Genomic DNA, 17,545 nt, shown 5'->3' with positions numbered 1-17,545 from the left:
GTGCCGGGTAAGCGGCGCGGGGCACAAGCGGGGGTTAGGGGTGGTGAGCTACTACAGAACTACCGCTCCCAAACACGGTGGGAAGCCAGCAGCTCCTGCACCGGCGCAGCGGCAGCGTCGGCGGTGTCGACCGCGACGATGCCCGGCTGGTCCGCCGGGACGCGCGCGGCCTCCAGCGCCTGCTTGCCGGCCTCGCCCACGGCGACGATCGCCTTCTTGTGGCGCTCGCACTCGCCGAGGATGGTGTCCACGTCCGTCTTCGCCGGCGGGTTAACCACCACAACCGCGTCGAACTCGATGGAGCTGGCGGTGAGGCAGGTGCGCGAGATCGGAGTGTCCTTGTCGCCCAGCTTCACCGTGCCGCCCTTTTCCGCCACCACGAGCGGAGTGGTGCCGGCGGCGGAAAGCTCATCGACGAGTTTGCCCACGGCTGCGGCTGTATCTCCGGAAATGTCGGTGGAGATCAGCACGCCGACCTGGCGGCCGTCGATAGGCCAGGTGCCGCCCATCTGGGACAGCGCCTTCGAGGGCTCCACGTCCGCAACGTCCTGCTTCTCCGGGTGCGGCAGGCCCAAGTTGTCGGCGACAGTCTCCGCGAGGTCCTGGTCCACGTGCGCCAGCACCTCGAGGTAGCGCGTCTTCACCGACTCCTCGTAGCACTTGCCCAGCTCGAACGACAGCGCCTGGGTGAGGTGCTCCTGCTCCACGTCGGTGAGGGAGAGGTAGAACAGTCGGGCCTGGGAGAAGTGGTCGTCGAAGGATGCAGGGTGCTCGCGGGTGATCTCGCCGTTCACGGCGACCGGCACGTCGATAAATGCGCCCTCGTCCACAGTGGCCTCGGTGGGTGCGCCGCCGTCGAGCGTGTTCGGCTTGTACGGCGCGACGCCGGTGTGGGAGGCCACCTGGTGCATGCCGTCGCGAAGGTTGTCGTTGACCGGCGTCTGCGGGCGGTTGATCGGCAACTGCGAGAAGTTCGGCCCGCCCAGACGGGAAATCTGGGTGTCCAGGTAGGAAAACAGGCGGCCCTGCAGCAGCGGGTCGGCGGTGACGTCGATGCCCGGAGGCAGGTGCGACGGGCAGAACGCCACCTGTTCAACCTCTTCGAAGTAGTTGCGCGGGTTCTTGTTCAGCGTCATCGTGCCAATGATCTCCACCGGCGCGAGCTCCTCCGGCACCAGCTTCGTCGGGTCCAGCAGGTCGATGCCCTCGAACATCTGGTCCTCGGTGTCCGGGAACACCTGCACGCCCAAGTCCCACTGCGGGAAGGCGCCTGCCTCGATGGCGTTGTACAGGTCGCGGCGGTGGAAGTCCGGGTCCATGCCGCCGGTGATCTGGGCTTCCTCCCACACCTGCGAGTGCACGCCGAACTTCGGCTTCCAGTGGAACTTCACCAGGGTGGTCTCGCCGGCGTCGTTGATGAAGCGGAAGGTGTGGATGCCAAAGCCCTCCATCATGCGCAGCGAGCGCGGGATGCCGCGGTCCGACATGTTCCACAACGTGTGGTGGGTGGCCTCGGTGTGTTGGCCCACGAAGTCCCAGAAGGTGTCGTGCGCGGACTGCGCCTGCGGGATCTCGCGGTCCGGGTGCGGCTTGCCGGCGTGAATCACATCCGGGAATTTGATCGCGTCTTGGATGAAGAACACCGGGATGTTGTTGCCCACCAGGTCCCAGTTGCCCTCCTCGGTGTAGAACTTCGTGGCCCAACCGCGGGTGTCGCGCACGGAATCCGCGGAGCCGCGCGAGCCCAGCACGGTGGAGAAGCGGACGAAGACCGGGGTCTCAGCGTCCTTCTTGAACACCTTGGCCTTGGAAATCTTCGAGGCATTGCCATTGGCGACGAACACGCCGTGCGCACCCACACCTCGGGCGTGGACGGCGCGCTCCGGGATGCGCTCGTGGTCGAAGTGGGTGATCTTCTCGCGGAAGTGGTGGTCCTGCATCAACAGCGGACCGCGCTCGCCGGCGCGCAGCGACTTCGACGTCTCCGACAGGCGTGCGCCTTGCGCGGTGGTGAGGTACTCGCCCTGCTGGGCGCGCGGGTCGGTGCCGCCGGAGTTGTCGGCTCCGAAGTGGAACGGGCAGCCGGTGGGGGAGACAGCCGCTGGGGCCTGCTGCTCCGGGGCGTCCTGGGGCGGGTTCTGCTTCTTGTCGGTCACGTGTCACAACCTTTTCGTGTTGGGGGATCCTCGGGGCCATCTTCAAGGCGCTGAGGGTGGAACCGAGGGTAGGCCCGTCCTCGAATGATCGTTTGGACGTGCGGCCAAAACTGGCACGGGGCGAGGTGGACGTCGATAAGCAATATGCTCTTTAGCTATGACTGTGCGCGACATTCAGGCCATCCAGGACGCGGTGGCGGAGTACTGGCCGAACGTGCGGTGGGTGGAAACCACCGGCTCCACCAACGCTGACCTGTTCAAAGAAGGCGAGCCCGGCACGGTGCTCATCGCCGACGAGCAGACCGACGGCAAAGGGCGGCTGGGGCGCCATTGGGTCTCGCCGAAAGGCTCGCAGCTGGCCATGAGCATGGTGGTGGAGGTGCCCGAGAAGGTGCCGCCGTTCGGCCTGCTGTCCATCGCGCCGGGTGTTGCCGTGACGGATGTGGTGCCGCAGGCGCGGCTGAAATGGCCCAACGACGTGCAGATCGGCGGCAAGAAAATCGCCGGCATCCTCTCCGCGCTGGACATGCCGCGGGTGATTGTGGGCATCGGCATCAACGTGGCCATGCGCGAAGAGGACCTGCCGGTGGAGACCGCCACCGCGCTCAACCTCGAGGGCCTGGATGTGGATTTCGACGATCTCACCGCCGACATCCTGCTCGCCATGGGCAAGCGCCTAAACCAGTGGCGCGAGGGCGACCCGCAGCTGCTCGAAAACTACCGCGCCGTGTGCTCGACCATCGGCCAGCACGTGCGCCTGGAGATGCGCGAGGGCGAGGAGACCGTCACCGGCACCGTCACCGGGGTCAACGACGAGGGCGAAGTGCTTATCGACGGCTCCGCTTTCTCCGTCGGCGACGTCCACCATCTGCGGCCGACGTCCTAGGCGTGCAGTACCCTGCCTGTTTATGGCTGGCAAAGCACCGTTTCGCGTCGGCGGGGACGAAGTTGTCCTCGCCGACGTGTGCGCGCCGCTTTCCTCGCTGACCATCCCGCTGCTCGAGCTGGTGGCCGTGACCGGCGTAGCGTGGATGGCCGTCGGCTGGATGGACGTGACCCCGCACGTGGACCCGGGCCTGCGCAACATTGTGGTGCTTATCTGGGCGCTGCTCGTGCTGTGGCGGTTCATCGTCCCGCTGGTAGCGTCCAGGCGCCGGCGCTTCATCGTCACCGACAAGCGCATCCTGGCCCGCGGCCGGCGCGGCGCGGTGGATTCCATTCCGCTGCGCCAGATCCACTCCGTGCGCCGCGAGCGCGGCGGGATCAACGTGGCGGTGTACGGCTACGCCCAGCCGATCGTGTTCGAGCGAGTGGGCAAGACGCGCTCGGTGGAGAAGGTGCTGCAGCGCGCGCTCGGCGCCACGCGCTAAAGCCAGCGCGCTGAAGCCAAGGCCCTACTTGTCACCCTTGATCTCGGTGGTGTGCAGCTGCTCGTCCAGGTCCTCGGGGGAGAGCTTGCCGCCCAAGAACTCGGCGGTGACCGGCAGGTGCAGCTCCATGTCGGTGCCGGGGCACAGCTCGATCACGGCCTCGTCCACGGTGTAGTCCAGCACGTGGCCGCCGCGCGAATGCTCGTTATCGATGAAGTGCACGTGGCAGCCCGGCACGCCGATGCCCTTGGCGTACATGGGGGTGCGGAAACCGCCGATGACGCCTTCGACGTCGGTGAAGACGTGCTCCGCGTCGTCGGAGACGGCCTCGGACATCGGCGGGTAGGGCTTTTCCTGCTTGGTCACCGTGCGCACCACCACTTCCTTGAACCGGCCGGTGATTTTCACGGCGGTGAAGAAGTTGTGGCTGGGCTCGGCGTCGTCGATGAACTTGGCCAGCTCGGAGCGGACCATGCCGGCGGGCGCGTCGAAGCGCATCCGCGGCACGAAGTTGGTCACCACGGTAAACGGGGTGCGCTGGTCCAGATCTGCCACGCGCGCCTTGCCGTCGGATGTGAGCTGGTGGCACACCCCGTCCAGGATGAGCATTTCGCCGTCGAGGGCGTCGAAGGTGCCCAGGCCGAAGTTGCCTTTGCTCAGCATGTCGCTGATGGTCAGCTCGCCGTCGTAGATGCCGTCGAGAAGCGCGGTCATCAGCGAGTTTTGGAAGATGGTGTGGCGGGCGATCGTTTCAGACATGGCTGCGATGCTAGTCGGAGGGGCGACTACAGTGTGCAGAGTGAGTAACGCCTATGGGATGCCCGTCGTCGCCGTCATCGGCGACGGCCAGTTGGCACGGATGATGCAGACGGAAGCGATCGAACTCGGCGTGGAGACCCGCGTGCTCGCCGCGAGTAAGGATGCCTCGGCGGCGCAGGTGTTCGGCGATGTGCGCCTCGGCGATTACACCAAGCTCGAGGATCTGCGCGCGGTCGTGGGTGGCGCGGATGCGGTCACCTTCGACCATGAGCATGTGCCCAACGAGTACGCGCAATTGCTTATCGACGATGGCGTGGCCGTAGAACCCCGCCCCGATGCTTTGATCTACGCGCAGGACAAACTCGAGCAGCGAAAGCGCCTGTCCGAGGCCGGCCTGCCGGTGCCGGCGTTTACGGCGATTGAGTCGGCGGCGGACGCCGAGGCGTTCTGGGATGAGACTGGCGGCCAGGTGTGCCTGAAGGCCACCCGCGGTGGCTACGACGGCCACGGGGTGTGGTTCCCGTCGTCGCGCGAAGAGTGCGCCGAGCTGGTCGAGGACCTGCTGGGCCGCGACCTGCCGCTGATGGCGGAGAAGAAGGTCGCATTCACCCGCGAACTGTCCGCGATGGTGGCGCGCAACCGCTCCGGTGACGTGCGCGCCTGGCCGGTGGTGGAGTCGCGCCAGGACGGCGGCATCTGCCGCGTGGCCATCGCGCCCGCGCCGGGCATGTCCGCGGAGCTGGCCAAGCGCTGCGAGGAGCTCGCCGTGCAGGTTGCCGAAGGCTTGGGCGTGACCGGCGTGTTGGCCGTGGAGCTGTTCGAGTACGAGGGCGACAACGGCCCGGAAGTGTCGGTCAACGAGCTGGCCATGCGCCCGCACAACACCGGCCACTGGACCCAGGACGGGTGCGTGACCTCCCAGTTCGAGCAGCATGTGCGGGCTGTGCTGGATTGGCCGTTAGGTGCCGTCGATAAGCTTTCGCCCGCGACTGTCATGGTCAACACCCTCGGTGGCGACGAGGACCCCTCCGTGCCGATGGCCGAGCGTGTCATTGCGGTGATGCGCAAGTACCCGCAGGCCAAGGTGCACCTCTACGGCAAGGACCACCGCCCCGGGCGCAAGATGGGCCACGTCAACGTGTGCGCCGACACCGTAGAGGAAGCGCTCGCCGTGGCCGAGGACGCCGCGCACTACATCATCCACGCAACCTGGAAGGACTAGACACATGGCACAGCCAGCCGTTGGCATCATCATGGGCTCCGACTCGGACTGGGACACCGTCGCCCCGGCCGCCGAGGTGCTCGCCGAATTCGGCATCCCGTTTGAAGTCGGCGTGGTCTCCGCGCACCGCACGCCAGAGAAAATGCTGGCCTACGCCAAGGAAGCGCACACGCGCGACCTGCAGGTGATCATCGCCTGCGCCGGCGGTGCGGCGCACCTACCGGGCATGGTCGCCGCTGCGACGCCGCTGCCGGTCATCGGCATCCCGCGCGCCCTGGACACGCTGGACGGACTGGACTCGCTGCTGTCCATCGTGCAGATGCCGGGCGGGGTGCCGGTGGCCACCGTCTCCATTGGCGGGGCGAAAAACGCAGGTCTTCTGGCCGCGCGCATCCTGGGTGCCGCCGACCCGGCCGTGCAGCGCAAGATGGTGGATTACCAGGCGCGCATGGCGGCCGAGGTCGAGCGCAAGGACGAGGCGCTGCGCCAGCGCCTGATGGGTGAATAACCCAATCGTCGTGCTGGGCGCCCGCATCGTGGACGGGCGCCCTTCGCGCATGCTCGAGTTCCGCCTGCGGCGGGCGATTGAAGTGTGGCGTGCGGCCCCCGCGCCGCTGGTCGTCTCCGGTTTTGGGGAGGCGGAGGTGATGGCCGACTGGTTGCTGGTCCGCGGGGTGCCCGAGTCGTCGATCGTGCTGGAGCCTCAGGCACGCTCCACCAACGAAAACCTGGAGCGCTCCCGGGCGCTGTTCCCGGATGCCGCGTGCCTGACCGTGGTGACCAGCGGGTTCCACGTCTTGCGCACCCGCGTGTGGGCCTGGCACCTGGGCATTCCGGTGCAGTTAGTAGCGGCGCCGACCCCAAAGACGTCGCGGGTGAAAAACTACGCGCGGGAAGTGGTGGCGCTGCCGCACTCCGTGGCGCGGGTGGTGTGGCGCCGTTTCGTGCGCCGGGTGCTCGGGCGGTAGGGGCGGATTTTCGTATACGATATTCGCATGGAAAAGATCCACGGCAAATCCATCACCGAAGAGCAAATTCAGCAGTGGGCTGATGAGGCTGAAGCGGGGTACGACCTTTCGAAGCTGCCGGCTCCCCGCCGAGGTCGTCCACCAGTAGGTAGAGGTGCAGGTACGGTCGTACCGGTGCGTCTCGACGACGAAACGATCGCCGCCCTCATGTCCCGCGCCGAAGCGGAGGGTCTGACCACCCGGTCGGATGCGATCCGTGAGGCTATCCGGCAGTGGACTGGGGCAGACCTACAGAGCTAAACCCCGAGTAAGTGATCCAGAGTAAGGCCGATTTTGGGCCATACTCTGGATCCCTTACTCGGGGTTTGTGGAATGGGGGTCGCGCCGAGACGGGGGGCCGCGCGCCCGGAAGCGCTACTTCTGCAGGCCCGGCAGGTTCAGACCCAGGTGCGGGCCGGCGAAGTAGAGGCCAGCGGCGCCGATGGTGGCCACAATGGCGATGATGCCGGCGAGCAGGCCGGCGAAACGCTTGGCGTTGTCGATTTCGTCCTGGGTGTACTCGGAGCTGCCCGGGCCGCTGGACTGCTTGCCCTGGTCGGCCTGGTCAGAGGTCTGGTCGGTGGCTGCGGCAGTGTCGGTTGCCGGGGCGGCGGTGGCCACCGGGGCGGCGCCGGCGACGAGGGCGACGGCGAGCGCGGGGGCGATGGCGCGGCGGGAGATGGAGCTGGTGAGCATGGGCGGTCCCTTCATGGGCGTGAGCACGGGTGTATCCGCCACAGAATAACCGACCGGGCCAGGGCAACCAGCCACAGCCCCGCCGCGTTACTGCCCGTCGATGAAGCGGGTGACCTTCTCCGCCTCGGCGATCTCCTGCAGCCGCTCCGCGGAGACCAGCCCGGTGACCACCACGACGGAACCGCCGGCGGCGATGGGGCCGAGCACGTTCGCGGCGAACTCGTCGGTGGTGTGCCAGTCCTGCACCAGGTAGCGCTCCGCCTCGATGCCGGGCACGGCGAACGAGCTCAGCGAGGGGGATTGGCCGAAGTAGTCGTCGCCGTAGAAGCGCACGGTGGGCCCGAAGTCCACGGTGCCCACGGGCAGTTCACCGCCGGCTTCCACCACGCCGCGGCCGAAAGGGTCATCGGAGACCACCACGCAATCGGGCACTTCGCTCCACCGCGCGGCGCCGTCCAGGGTGGTGAAGATGAGGTCGGGGGCGGGGGCACCGGAGGCGTCGATAAGCGGGGTGCGCGAGGAGCTGTACGCGCCGATGGCGATGACCGCCGCTTGCCACGACACCGGCAGGTCGATGGCGACGTTGTCGCCGGCGTCGAATTCCTCGTCGAGCATGTTGGCGACCTTGCTGGCCCAGTTGTCCAGCGTCTGCGCCGAAAAATCCATGCGCACACCGCGCGAGTCGTCGTAAACAGTCAGGCGCGGCGTCGACGGGTCGGTCTGCATTAGCGGTGCGAGCATGCTCATGCCCGCCCATCGTAAGGGGCAATTGCTTTACGACGCCAACATGATCGACGCACCCGGCCCCAACGGAAGATCGAACTGGTACCAGATGAACAGCAGCACCAGCCAGAACATCCAGAACACCACCGTGAACACAATCAGACGCGACATAAGGGTGCCGATGCCGGCCTTCGGCTCGTAGCGGCGCAGCTGGGTGAGGATGACGATGATGTACGGGTTGAGCGGGGTGATGATCTGCGTCGCGGAATCGCCGACGCGGTAGGCGGCCTGGATGAACGCCGGGTCGAAGCCGAGCAGCGCGAACATGGGCACGAACACCGCGGCCATGAGCGTCCACAGGGCGGAGCCGGAGATGATGAGCAGGTTCAGGCAGGACGCGAGGATGACAAACGCGATGATCGCGCCGAAGCCGCCGATGCCCGCGGACTCGAGGGCTTCCGCGCCCTTCACGGCGGTCCAGGTGCCGATGCCGGACCAGTTGAACAGCGCGATGAACTGGCCGAGGATGAACGCCAGCACCAAGAAGCCGGTCATTTCTTTGATGGACGAGCCCATCATGTCGGTGACGTCGGTGACGCTTTTCACTGTGCCTGCGGCCTTGCCGTACACCAAGCCCATGACCACGAAGTAGAGCACCACGATGAACACGGAGGATTCCATCAGCGGCGAATCCGGCAGGAATGTGCCTTCCTCATTGCGCCACGGCGAGCCCGGCACGAGCACGGCGACGGTGCCCGCGACGGTAAGCAGCAGCGTGACCCACAGCGTGGCGGTCAGGCCGCGCTTCTCCTCTACGGTGAGCTCGGCGGTGATCTCCTTGCCGTCGGGGTCCAGGTCCGGGGCGGCCTCGCCTTCGGCGACCTCGGTGGGCACGCCCATCTTGTTCAGGCGAGGCTCCAGCACCTTGTCGATGATCAGGCCAGCGATGAAACCCAGGATGGACGCGGAGGCGATGTTGAACCAGTAGTTGGACATCACCGTGACCTCGTTTGCCTCCAGGCTGGGCAGCGCCTCCATGACGGAGTTGGTGATGCCGGCGAACAGCGCGTCAAGGGAGCCGGGCAGGATCGAGGTGGCGTAGCCGGCGCCGACGGAGGCGAAGCCGCCCAGCAGGCCGGCGACGGGGTGGCGGCCGGCGGCCTTGAACACCATGGCGGCCAGCGGCGGGATGACAATGAAGGCCGGGTCCGCGATCAGGGAGGCGGACACGCCGATCAGGCCCACCGCGTAGGGCAGGACGGTCTTGTTGGCGGAGCCGAACAGGCGGCGGATCAGCGCCGAGAGCATGCCGGAGCGCTCCGCGATGCCCACGGCCAGGATGATGGGCATCACGTAGACAAGTGGCGGGAACCCGACGTAGTTTTCGCCCAGGTTCACGGTGAACCAGGCCAGGCCTTCCTTGGTGAAGAACCCGTGGATGGGGCGGACCTCGTCTGAGCCGGGGACCTGGACCTGGGCCCCGGACCAAGCCATCACCGTGGAGATGACGGCGGTGATGAGGAACAAAAGCAAAAAGAGGGTGAACGGCTCGGGGAGCTTGTTGCCCACCTTCTCGATGGTGTTGAGGACACGGTCTGTCGCGCCCTGCTTTTCGGGCGCGCTACTCGTTCCGGTGGTTGTTGTGGTCTCTGGCGATGGCTCGGGCCGTGATGTGCGAGTCATGCATTCTGGTTTTACCAAAGTGCGCGCAGGGTTTTCTCCGGTTTCGGGAAAATTCTGGAATTACATTCCCGAAATGTGGGACAAGGGGGCGGGGCTAATTCACGCAGCGCGGGCTGTCGCCGTCGGCGGTGATCTCGGGGCCGATCTCGGTGGCGCCGAAATCCTCGCCCGGCGTGCCCACCGGCGCCTCCTGCTGCGCTTCCTCCTCGGTCATGAGACCCGGGCCTGCGTAATCGTCGGCCACGACCGCCACCATCGTGCCCGGCTCGAGCGTGGCGTTGGCCACCACCGGCACACCGCCGAGGATCCGGGCGAGCGCCTGGGCTGCCGGGTCGTCCGCGTCCGGCGCCACAACCTGGCTCTGGTAGTACAGGCCGTCCATTGCGTTGGCCACCTCGGAGACCTGGACACCTTGCTTGCCCAGCTCCTCGCCGACGCGGCCCGCCTGGCCCGGCACAGCCCCGGCATTGAGCACGATGACGTCCTGGGAACTAAGCGTCGACGACGCCGCGGAGTCGGAAGAGTCTGCGGAGTCGGAGGTCTCGGTGGTGTCCTCTTCCTGATCGGGCTCCACCGCGTCTTCCATGAACCGGTGCACCTGGGCCACGTCGACGGTGACGATAGATTCGCCGTAGTCGCCCACACCGTTGACGGAGGTCACCGGAATGGTGGTGAACGTGACGTTGTCGCCGGCCAGGCCGGAAAGTTGCTGGGCGAAGCGGACCACGTCCCAGCCCTTGTCCAGCGTGACGGAGCGTTCGGCGGCGTTGGCCAGTTCGCGCAGGCGCGCCGGATTGGTCAGGGTGCCGGCGGAGAGCATGGTGCGCACCAGCGACGCCATGAACGTCTGCTGGCGGACAATGCGGTCGAGGTCGCCGCGCGGCAGGTCGTGGCGCTGGCGCACGAACGACAACGCCTGCGTGCCGTTGAGCGTCTGCACGCCGGCGGGGAAGTGGGCGCCGGACAGCGGCTCGTCCACCGCGTTGTTCAGGCACACGGTCACGCCGCCCACGGCGTCGGTGAGCAAGACGAAGCCGAGCAGGCCCACCTGCGCGAAGTGGTCCACCTCCACGCCGGTGAGGTCGGCCACCGCGTCGATCAGCCCCTCTTGGCCCGCGCGCGCGACCCGCTGCTCCAGCTCGGGGCCTTCGGACATGCCCTCTTCCTCAACCAGCTCTTCGCGCTTGTCGGCAGCGTAGGCGCCGTAAACGCCGTTGATCTTGAGGTTGCCGTAGGTGGAGTCGTGGACGTAGGTGTCGCGCGGGATGGAAACGGCCGTCGCCTTCGAGCCATCCTCCGGGATGCGGACAACCATGATGGTGTCGGTGTTGATCTCGCCATCGGCCACACCGGCGTTGAGGCGGGCGAGCTCGTCCTCGCTTAAGGGGTTGCCCTGCGCGTCCGTGCGCGAGTCGGAGCCGACGAGCAGGATATCCACCGCGCCGTCGAGCACCGCGTCGTCCTTGTTGCCCTTGCCCTTGGATTTGCTCTGGGAGCTCACGTCCAGCTCCGAGGCGGACAGCTGCCCGCCCAAACGGCCGACGGCGAAGTAGCCGACGCCGGACAGGGTGATCGCCAGGGCGGAGACTACAGCCAGCACTCCTTTGACCACAGGGTGGCCGGACTGGGACACGTCTCGCGTTCGCGATGGTGCCGCCTGAATGTCGCGGGCACGCCGATTGGGGTCAGTCACGCGGGGAAGTATACGACATTCCCTCCCGAATACCCTCGGCTGTGCCTGTGCCGTACACCAATTCCGGCCCCACTGGTGGGTATGATTCCAGCCATTGTGAACGCTGACTCTCTCCATCCGACTGACGCACCGCTCGCGGTGATCACGGTGACCTACTCGCCGGGCGAGCATTTGTCGCACCTGATTGCGTCGCTCGACGCGGCGACGCGCGGCGAGGTGCATTTGGTCTGCGCGGACAACGGCTCTACAGACGGCGCGCCCCAGCGCGCCGCCGCTCAGCACGAGCACGTGGAATTCCTCCCCACCGGCGGAAACATCGGCTACGGGGCGGCGATTAATGTCGCAGCCGCGGCACTTGCGGAGCGCCGAGAAGCGAATGCGATCCGAAACGACTACTTCCTCATCGTCAACCCCGACGTCGAGTTTGGCCCGGGCAGTATCGACGAGCTGATCCGCTGCATCGACGCCGCTCCAAAGGCGGGGGCGGCGGGCCCGCGCATCGAGGAAGCGGACGGCTCCGCGTACCCGAGCGCCCGCGAGGTGCCCGGGCTTGCCACAGGCATCGGGCATGCATTGCTTTACGACGTCTGGCCACGCAACCCGTTTTCCCGCGCCTACAAGGCGGACGCGAACATGCACGTCCAGCGCACCGCAGGGTGGCTCTCGGGCGCGTGCCTGCTGGTGCGGTGGGACGCGTTCGACGCCATCGGCGGCTTCGACGAGCGCTACTTCATGTACCTCGAAGACATCGACTTCGGCGACCGGCTTTCTCGCGCCGGGTGGGAGAACCTGTACTGCCCGTCGTCGGTGATTTTGCACGACCAGGGCCATGTGGCTGGCAAGTTCCGCAAGGTCACGGTGCCTGCGCACCACGGTTCGGCCTACCGCTTCCAGCGCGACAGGCACCCGCACCCGTGGCAGGCGCCGCTGCGGTGGGCGTTGTGGCTCGGGCTGAAAGTCCGCGGGGCGTTCCAGCTCGGGCTGCGTAAACCGCGGCGGCGCACCGATACTTAGCGAGAAACACAAACAGCAGGAAGAAAAGGACGAGCAATGGCAACTTCGGAGCACACCGGCGCCGCACAGGCGACCGGCGGGGCAGTGGCAGAGATGGACGCGGTGATCCTGGTGGGTGGGCGCGGCACGCGTCTGCGCCCGCTGACGGTGTCCACCCCGAAGCCGATGCTGCCCACCGCGGGCTACCCGTTTTTGGCGCACCTGCTCGCCCGCATTAAGGCGGCAGGCATGAACCATGTGGTGCTGGGCACGTCGTACAAGGCTGAGGTGTTCGAGGAGTACTTCGGCGACGGTTCCGAGTTCGGCTTGGAAATCGAGTACGTGGTGGAGGAAGAGGCCCTCGGCACCGGCGGCGGCATCCGCAACGTGTACGACAAGCTGCGCTACGACAACGCCATGGTGTTCAACGGCGACGTGCTCTCCGGCGCGGACCTGTCCGCCATCGCCACCACCCACGTGGACAAGGACGCCGACGTGACGCTGCACCTGGTGCGCGTGCCGGATCCGCGCGCGTTCGGCTCGGTGCCCACCGACGAGGACGGCAACGTGCTGGCGTTTTTGGAGAAGACGGAGGATCCGCCGACCGACCAGATCAACGCTGGCTGCTACGTGTTCAAGCGTTCTGTGATCGAGCAGATCCCGGCCGGGCGCGTGGTGTCGGTGGAGCGCGACACGTTCCCGGGTCTGCTGGAGGCGGGCGCGAAGGTGGTCGGCCACGTGGATTCGTCCTACTGGCGCGACATGGGCCGCCCGGACGATTTCGTCCAGGGGTCTTCCGATGTGGTGCGCGGCATCGCGTACTCGCCGTTGCTCGAGGGGCGTACGGGCGAGTCGCTTGTGGACGACTCCGCTGGCGTCGCGCACGGCGTCATCTTGATGGGCGGCACGGCTGTGGGCCGCGGCTGCGAGATCGGGGCCGGCTCGCGTGTGGACGACTCGGTGATTTTCGACGGCGTGACCATCGAGCCTGGCGCGATGGTGCGCAACTCGATTATCGCCGCTGGTGCGCGGATCGGCGCGAACGCGCGGATCACGGACTGCGTGATCGGCGAAGGGGCAACGATTGGCGCGCGTTGCGAGCTGCAGGCGGGCATGCGCGTGTGGCCGGGCGTGGAAATCCCGGATTCGGGAGTGCGTTTCTCTCCGGACGCGTAAGCGACACGCCAAAACTGAAAAATAGTTGCTCAAATCGGCGCCGCTACCATATGTAGTACCCCCGATGCGCACCCCCATCTCCTGGCGCGTGTGACTAATGTGACTCGTGTGACGAGCGACGTGGGAAATGGGGGGCGGGGGACCGAAACTGCAGAATTCTGGTTGCGGCTATTTAGTGTCCCGGTGTGTAATCACAGCAGTGTTATCCGCAGTGCCCGCCAGCCGGGAACTGCGGTCACCACTCTTATACGACCGACAAGCAACTAAGGAAGGTAATGGCGTGGAAAACCAGGCAGACGCCACCCTCCGCGGCGCGGCCGCAGGAGGGATGACCCTCGACGAGTTGTTCGGCGCCGTCGAGCAGGAGTGGCAGGATCAGGCGCTGTGCGCCCAGACCGACCCGGAGGCGTTTTTCCCGGAGAAGGGCGGCTCCACCCGCGAGGCGAAGCGGATCTGCAAAGCGTGCGCAGTGCGCGACGAGTGCTTGGAATACGCGCTCGAGCACGACGAGCGTTTTGGCATTTGGGGCGGGCTCTCCGACCGTGAGCGCCGCCGCCTGAAAAAGCAGATCGGCTAAGCCCTACCAGGGGAAGTCTGGGGAGATAGTCCTCGGATCCAAGTTGAGGTAATTGGCCACAAGAGCGGTCAGAACCCAGGTGATGAGTTCTGACCGCTCTTGTGTTTGCGCTGCCCGGTGCTCGATGGGCATGCGGAACACCACGAAGCGTGCGCGGGTGGGGTTGCCCTGCTTGTCCACCCCGGCCTGCAGCACGCGCCCGAGCGGCACCGGGCCGTCGGCGATGATCTCGTCCGGAAACACCGTCATGTCGGGGCTGAGACGCATCCGGGGAATAGTGTCCACGGCAAGGTCCACGCCGGCCAGCTCGTTGAAGTACTGGTTGTGCAGCGGTGCGTAGGCGTCGATGACCAGCTGGTCGAAGCTGTCTGCGCGGGTGCGGTAGCGCGGCACGCCGATAGGCAGGATGGGCCCGCGCACGCCGTGGCCGTGGCGGTTGCGGGCCGGTTGCACGTGGGAGGGGCCGGTGGAGCTCATAGCTGGCAATGCTATTGCGCCGCGGGGCGCAGGTGTCGCGGGCGCGCCGCGTTGCACTATCGAAATCTCAATGTGGGGTTTAGACTTGGCGCCGTGAATATCTACCGCCGTTGTTGCCGCCCCGGGTGCGGCCGGCCCGCCGTGGCCACGCTGATCTACGCGTACGCGGATTCGACGGCAGTTATCGGACCGCTCGCGCCCGCCCCGGACCCGCACGCCTGGGATTTGTGCGAGCGTCATTCCGCGCACATCACTGCCCCGGTGGGGTGGGAGCTGGTCCGCGTCGAGCACGTCGAGCTCGACGACGACGAGTTGGACGACGAGAACACCGACATCACCGCGCTCGCGGAGGCGGTGCGCGAAGCAGGAAGGGTGACCACCGGGCTGGTGGAAACCGGCCAGGACCCGATCGAGTACTCGGCGGAGAAAGACTTCAACAACCCGGACACCTCCAACCACCCGGTGCACCGCACGAAGCGGGTGGAGGAGCAGATCGCGGCTGCCAAGGCGGCGCGTCGCTCGCACTTGCGCATCGTGCCGGACCCGGAGGTAGAGCAGTAGCAACAGCGGTCTGCGCAGGCCCGTGTCGGGGGCGCGCGATAAGATACCGCGCATGGCTATTGAGCACACAGAAGCAACGCTGAAAAGCGTTATCAAGGCGTACGACGTCCGCGGCGTCGTCGGCGAGACCATCGACGAGGACTTCGTCCGCACCGCAGGCGCGGCGTTCGCGCACATCCTGCGCGGGGAAGGGGAGACCCGCATCGCTGTCGGCCACGACATGCGTCCGTCCTCGCCGGCGCTTGCAGACGCCTTCGCCGAGGGCGCTGCCAGCCAGGGGATCAACGTGACCCTGCTGGGCCTGACGTCCACCGACGAGCTCTACTTCGTCGCCGGCACCCAGCGCTGCGCCGGCGCGATGTTCACAGCCTCGCACAACCCGGCGCAGTACAACGGCATCAAGCTCTGCCGCGCGGGTGCGACCCCGGTGTCCACGGACACTGGCCTGGGCGAGATTGGCCGCATGATCCTCGAGGGCGTGCCGGGGTACGAGGGGGAAGCGGGAGTCGTCGATAAGCATGACGCCCTGGAGGAGTACGCCTCCTACCTGCGCGAGCTCGTGCCGGTGCCCGCGCGCCGCAAGCTTGTGGTCGCGGTGGACGCGGCCAACGGCATGGCCGGCATGACGGTGCCGGCGGTGCTGGGCGATATGGACATCCGCCCGCTGTACTTCGAGCTCGACGGCACGTTCCCCAACCACGAGGCGAACCCGCTGGACCCGAAGAACCTTGTGGACCTGCAGAAGTTCACCGTGGAACAGGGCGCGGACATCGGCCTGGCCTTCGACGGCGACGCGGACCGCTGCTTCGTGGTTGACGAGCGGGGTGAGGCCGTCTCGCCGTCCGCGATCACCGCGCTGATTGCCACCCGCACGCTCGAGCAGCACCCGGGCGCGACGATCATCCACAACCTGATCACCTCCCGCGCGGTGCCGGAGCTGATCGAAGAGTACGGCGGCAAGGCGGTGCGCACCCGCGTGGGCCACTCCTACATCAAGGCGCAGATGGCGGAGCATTCCGCGCTGTTCGGCGGCGAGCACTCCGCGCACTACTACTTCTCGGAATTCTTCAACGCCGACTCCGGCCTGGTGGCCGCGCTGCACGTGCTGGCCGCGCTGGCGGAGCAGGACGCGCCGCTGAGCGAGCTGATGGGCGCCTACGAGCGCTACACCGCCTCCGGCGAGATCAACTCCGAGGTCGCCGACCAGGCAGCCGCCACGCAGCGTGTGGTGGACGCGTTTGCGGAACGCGCGGAATCCGTGGACACCCTCGACGGCGTGACGGTGCAGTTGAAGGACTCCAAGGCGTGGTTCAACGTGCGCGCCTCCAACACCGAGCCGCTGCTGCGGCTCAACGCCGAGGCGCCGACGCGCGAGGAAGTGGACGCGCTGACCGAGGAAATCCTCGGCATCATCCGCGCATAAGCTTCCCCGCGTACGCTCGCGGGGTATGAGCGGATTTTCCAGGGAAGACGCCCTGTTTTTCGACATCGCCCACGAGGGCGCCCAGCTCCGCGCCGTGGGCCAGGCGGCGTACCTGCTTGCGGGGCTGCGCGGGCTTGCACCCCGCAGCGTGGTCGTGCTGGCCACCGACCAAGTCGCGGCGGCCGCGGCGCGTGCGGTGGCAGCGTTTGCAGCCCCGCTCGAGGTGCCAGTTGTGGTCACGGACGTGCTGCCGGCGTACGTCGGCGCGCTCGATGTCGTGGTGGTTGTGGGCGACAACGCCGGCCGCGAAGAGGACCTGCGCGGTCTGACCACTGCGGCCGACCGCGGCGCCGAGACCATCCTCGCGGGCCCGAAGCAGGGGCCATTGCTTGACGACGCACCACAGGCCGCCGCCGTCATCCCCGCCTTGCCCGACACCGCTAGTGCCTCCCCGCTTCGCACCTGCGCCGTGGTCGGCGCGGTGCTGCTCGCGCTGCGCCAGCCGGCCGAGGTGGTGGCGGAGCGCTTCGAGCTCTTGGCCTCGGAGGTGGACGCTGAGCTGGAGTCTGTCTCCCCAAGGCGCGACGTGGCGGTCAACGCCGCGCGAAAGCTGCGCGCGCAGGCCGAGGGTGCCCGTGTGCTGCACACCGGCGTCGGGCGGGCAGGAAGCGCGGTGGCGCAGCTGGTGGCCGCGCTGTGGTCCACGCACGGCATCCCTGCTTCCGCCGTGGGCGCGGAGGAACTTCCCTTCGCCGTCGAGCGTGCTCAGGAGGGCAATTCGACGGCTGGCGCGGACGATTTGTTCCACGACCCCTACATCGACGGTCCCGCGAAGCTGGTAGGTTTAACAACCGTTGTTTGGTCGTGCGGGACCGCCAGCCCGGTGGCCCCGGCGGGCAGCCGGGTCGAGTCCGTGGAGACGGACGTGGATGATCCGGCGGCCGGTGCGGCGCGCCTGGTTGCCAGGGCTTACGCGGCGACGGCGCTTGCAGCCGACGTCGCCGACGCCGCCTCGGAGGAGTAGAAGGA

General features: G+C 67.1%; 19 protein-coding genes. 12 read left to right on the top strand and 7 right to left on the bottom strand.

Going from position 1 to position 17,545, the window contains the following annotated elements; translation table 11 throughout:
• Nucleotides 1-59: 59 nt before the first annotated feature.
• Nucleotides 60-2,156, bottom strand: a complete 2,097-nt coding sequence (locus O5O53_RS00615) for a catalase (RefSeq protein ID WP_269508090.1) — start codon at nucleotides 2,154-2,156, stop codon at nucleotides 60-62.
• A 157-nt stretch (nucleotides 2,157-2,313) separates the two neighbouring features.
• Between O5O53_RS00615 and O5O53_RS00610 the strand changes: the two genes are divergently transcribed.
• Nucleotides 2,314-3,042 carry a biotin--[acetyl-CoA-carboxylase] ligase gene (locus O5O53_RS00610; protein ID WP_269508087.1) on the top strand — a complete coding sequence of 243 codons (729 nt, stop codon included), beginning with the start codon at nucleotides 2,314-2,316 and terminating at the stop codon, nucleotides 3,040-3,042.
• 22 nt (nucleotides 3,043-3,064) lie between these two features.
• Nucleotides 3,065-3,526, top strand: a complete 462-nt coding sequence (locus tag O5O53_RS00605; RefSeq protein WP_269508083.1) for a hypothetical protein — start codon at nucleotides 3,065-3,067, stop codon at nucleotides 3,524-3,526.
• 24 nt (nucleotides 3,527-3,550) lie between these two features.
• Here O5O53_RS00605 and budA read toward each other — a convergent pair whose 3' ends face one another.
• Nucleotides 3,551-4,285, bottom strand: coding sequence for an acetolactate decarboxylase (gene budA / locus O5O53_RS00600; RefSeq protein ID WP_269508080.1), 735 nt, complete (start codon nucleotides 4,283-4,285; stop codon nucleotides 3,551-3,553).
• Between the two features lie 40 nt (nucleotides 4,286-4,325).
• Between budA and O5O53_RS00595 the strand changes: the two genes are divergently transcribed.
• Genes O5O53_RS00595 through O5O53_RS00580 form a run of 4 tightly spaced genes read left to right on the top strand, consistent with a single transcriptional unit; the run spans nucleotide 4,326 to nucleotide 6,775 of the window.
• Nucleotides 4,326-5,507 carry a 5-(carboxyamino)imidazole ribonucleotide synthase gene (locus tag O5O53_RS00595; RefSeq protein ID WP_269508077.1) on the top strand — a complete coding sequence of 394 codons (1,182 nt, stop codon included), beginning with the start codon at nucleotides 4,326-4,328 and terminating at the stop codon, nucleotides 5,505-5,507.
• Nucleotides 5,508-5,511: 4 nt separating this feature from the next.
• On the top strand, nucleotides 5,512-6,015 hold the full coding sequence (purE, locus tag O5O53_RS00590; protein WP_269508075.1) for a 5-(carboxyamino)imidazole ribonucleotide mutase: 504 nt from the start codon (nucleotides 5,512-5,514) through the stop codon (nucleotides 6,013-6,015).
• Nucleotides 6,008-6,475 carry a YdcF family protein gene (locus tag O5O53_RS00585; RefSeq protein WP_269508073.1) on the top strand — a complete coding sequence of 156 codons (468 nt, stop codon included), beginning with the start codon at nucleotides 6,008-6,010 and terminating at the stop codon, nucleotides 6,473-6,475. Before purE ends, O5O53_RS00585 begins: the two co-directional genes overlap by 8 nt.
• A 27-nt stretch (nucleotides 6,476-6,502) precedes the next feature.
• The gene (locus O5O53_RS00580) at nucleotides 6,503-6,775 is read left to right on the top strand and encodes a ribbon-helix-helix domain-containing protein (protein WP_302470854.1); all 273 of its coding nucleotides are present in this window, start codon (nucleotides 6,503-6,505) and stop codon (nucleotides 6,773-6,775) included.
• Nucleotides 6,776-6,889: 114 nt separating this feature from the next.
• Here O5O53_RS00580 and O5O53_RS00575 read toward each other — a convergent pair whose 3' ends face one another.
• From O5O53_RS00575 to O5O53_RS00560, 4 genes are all read right to left on the bottom strand, one after another.
• Nucleotides 6,890-7,210 carry a hypothetical protein gene (locus O5O53_RS00575; protein WP_269508071.1) on the bottom strand — a complete coding sequence of 107 codons (321 nt, stop codon included), beginning with the start codon at nucleotides 7,208-7,210 and terminating at the stop codon, nucleotides 6,890-6,892.
• An 87-nt stretch (nucleotides 7,211-7,297) separates the two neighbouring features.
• On the bottom strand, nucleotides 7,298-7,957 hold the full coding sequence (locus O5O53_RS00570; RefSeq protein ID WP_269508068.1) for a TIGR03089 family protein: 660 nt from the start codon (nucleotides 7,955-7,957) through the stop codon (nucleotides 7,298-7,300).
• A 27-nt stretch (nucleotides 7,958-7,984) separates the two neighbouring features.
• Nucleotides 7,985-9,616 (bottom strand): AbgT family transporter, encoded by a 1,632-nt coding sequence (locus O5O53_RS00565; RefSeq protein WP_269508065.1) that lies wholly within the window; start codon nucleotides 9,614-9,616, stop codon nucleotides 7,985-7,987.
• A gap of 94 nt (nucleotides 9,617-9,710) precedes the next feature.
• Nucleotides 9,711-11,309 carry an LCP family protein gene (locus tag O5O53_RS00560; RefSeq protein WP_269508062.1) on the bottom strand — a complete coding sequence of 533 codons (1,599 nt, stop codon included), beginning with the start codon at nucleotides 11,307-11,309 and terminating at the stop codon, nucleotides 9,711-9,713.
• 81 nt (nucleotides 11,310-11,390) lie between these two features.
• Between O5O53_RS00560 and O5O53_RS00555 the strand changes: the two genes are divergently transcribed.
• From O5O53_RS00555 to O5O53_RS00545, 3 genes are all read left to right on the top strand, one after another.
• Nucleotides 11,391-12,323, top strand: a complete 933-nt coding sequence (locus O5O53_RS00555; RefSeq protein ID WP_437177827.1) for a glycosyltransferase family 2 protein — start codon at nucleotides 11,391-11,393, stop codon at nucleotides 12,321-12,323.
• A 36-nt stretch (nucleotides 12,324-12,359) separates the two neighbouring features.
• Complete coding sequence (manB, locus tag O5O53_RS00550) at nucleotides 12,360-13,478, top strand: mannose-1-phosphate guanylyltransferase (protein ID WP_269508056.1); 1,119 nt, start codon at nucleotides 12,360-12,362, stop codon at nucleotides 13,476-13,478.
• A gap of 328 nt (nucleotides 13,479-13,806) precedes the next feature.
• Nucleotides 13,807-14,055, top strand: a complete 249-nt coding sequence (locus O5O53_RS00545; protein WP_171194374.1) for a WhiB family transcriptional regulator — start codon at nucleotides 13,807-13,809, stop codon at nucleotides 14,053-14,055.
• Nucleotides 14,056-14,058: 3 nt separating this feature from the next.
• Here O5O53_RS00545 and O5O53_RS00540 read toward each other — a convergent pair whose 3' ends face one another.
• A complete protein-coding gene (locus O5O53_RS00540) occupies nucleotides 14,059-14,532 on the bottom strand; it encodes a metallopeptidase family protein (RefSeq protein WP_070476127.1) in 474 nt (157 codons plus the stop codon).
• 93 nt (nucleotides 14,533-14,625) lie between these two features.
• On the opposite strand from O5O53_RS00540, the gene O5O53_RS00535 reads away from it, so the two are divergent.
• The 3 genes from O5O53_RS00535 to O5O53_RS00525 are packed head-to-tail and all read left to right on the top strand — an operon-like array spanning nucleotide 14,626 to nucleotide 17,540.
• Nucleotides 14,626-15,093: a DUF3499 domain-containing protein gene (locus O5O53_RS00535; RefSeq protein WP_269508053.1), complete on the top strand. Its 468-nt coding sequence runs from the start codon at nucleotides 14,626-14,628 to the stop codon at nucleotides 15,091-15,093.
• A 52-nt stretch (nucleotides 15,094-15,145) separates the two neighbouring features.
• Nucleotides 15,146-16,516 (top strand): phosphomannomutase/phosphoglucomutase, encoded by a 1,371-nt coding sequence (locus tag O5O53_RS00530; protein WP_269508050.1) that lies wholly within the window; start codon nucleotides 15,146-15,148, stop codon nucleotides 16,514-16,516.
• A gap of 25 nt (nucleotides 16,517-16,541) precedes the next feature.
• A complete protein-coding gene (locus O5O53_RS00525; RefSeq protein WP_269508047.1) occupies nucleotides 16,542-17,540 on the top strand; it encodes a hypothetical protein in 999 nt (332 codons plus the stop codon).
• Nucleotides 17,541-17,545: the final 5 nt, after the last annotated feature.

This window comes from Corynebacterium faecium (assembly GCF_027257105.1).
In the GTDB taxonomy this organism is placed as follows: Bacteria; Actinomycetota; Actinomycetes; order Mycobacteriales; family Mycobacteriaceae; genus Corynebacterium; species Corynebacterium lehmanniae.
Note: the sequence above shows the minus strand (reverse complement) of the source record. Positions and strands in the feature narration are given on the sequence as shown.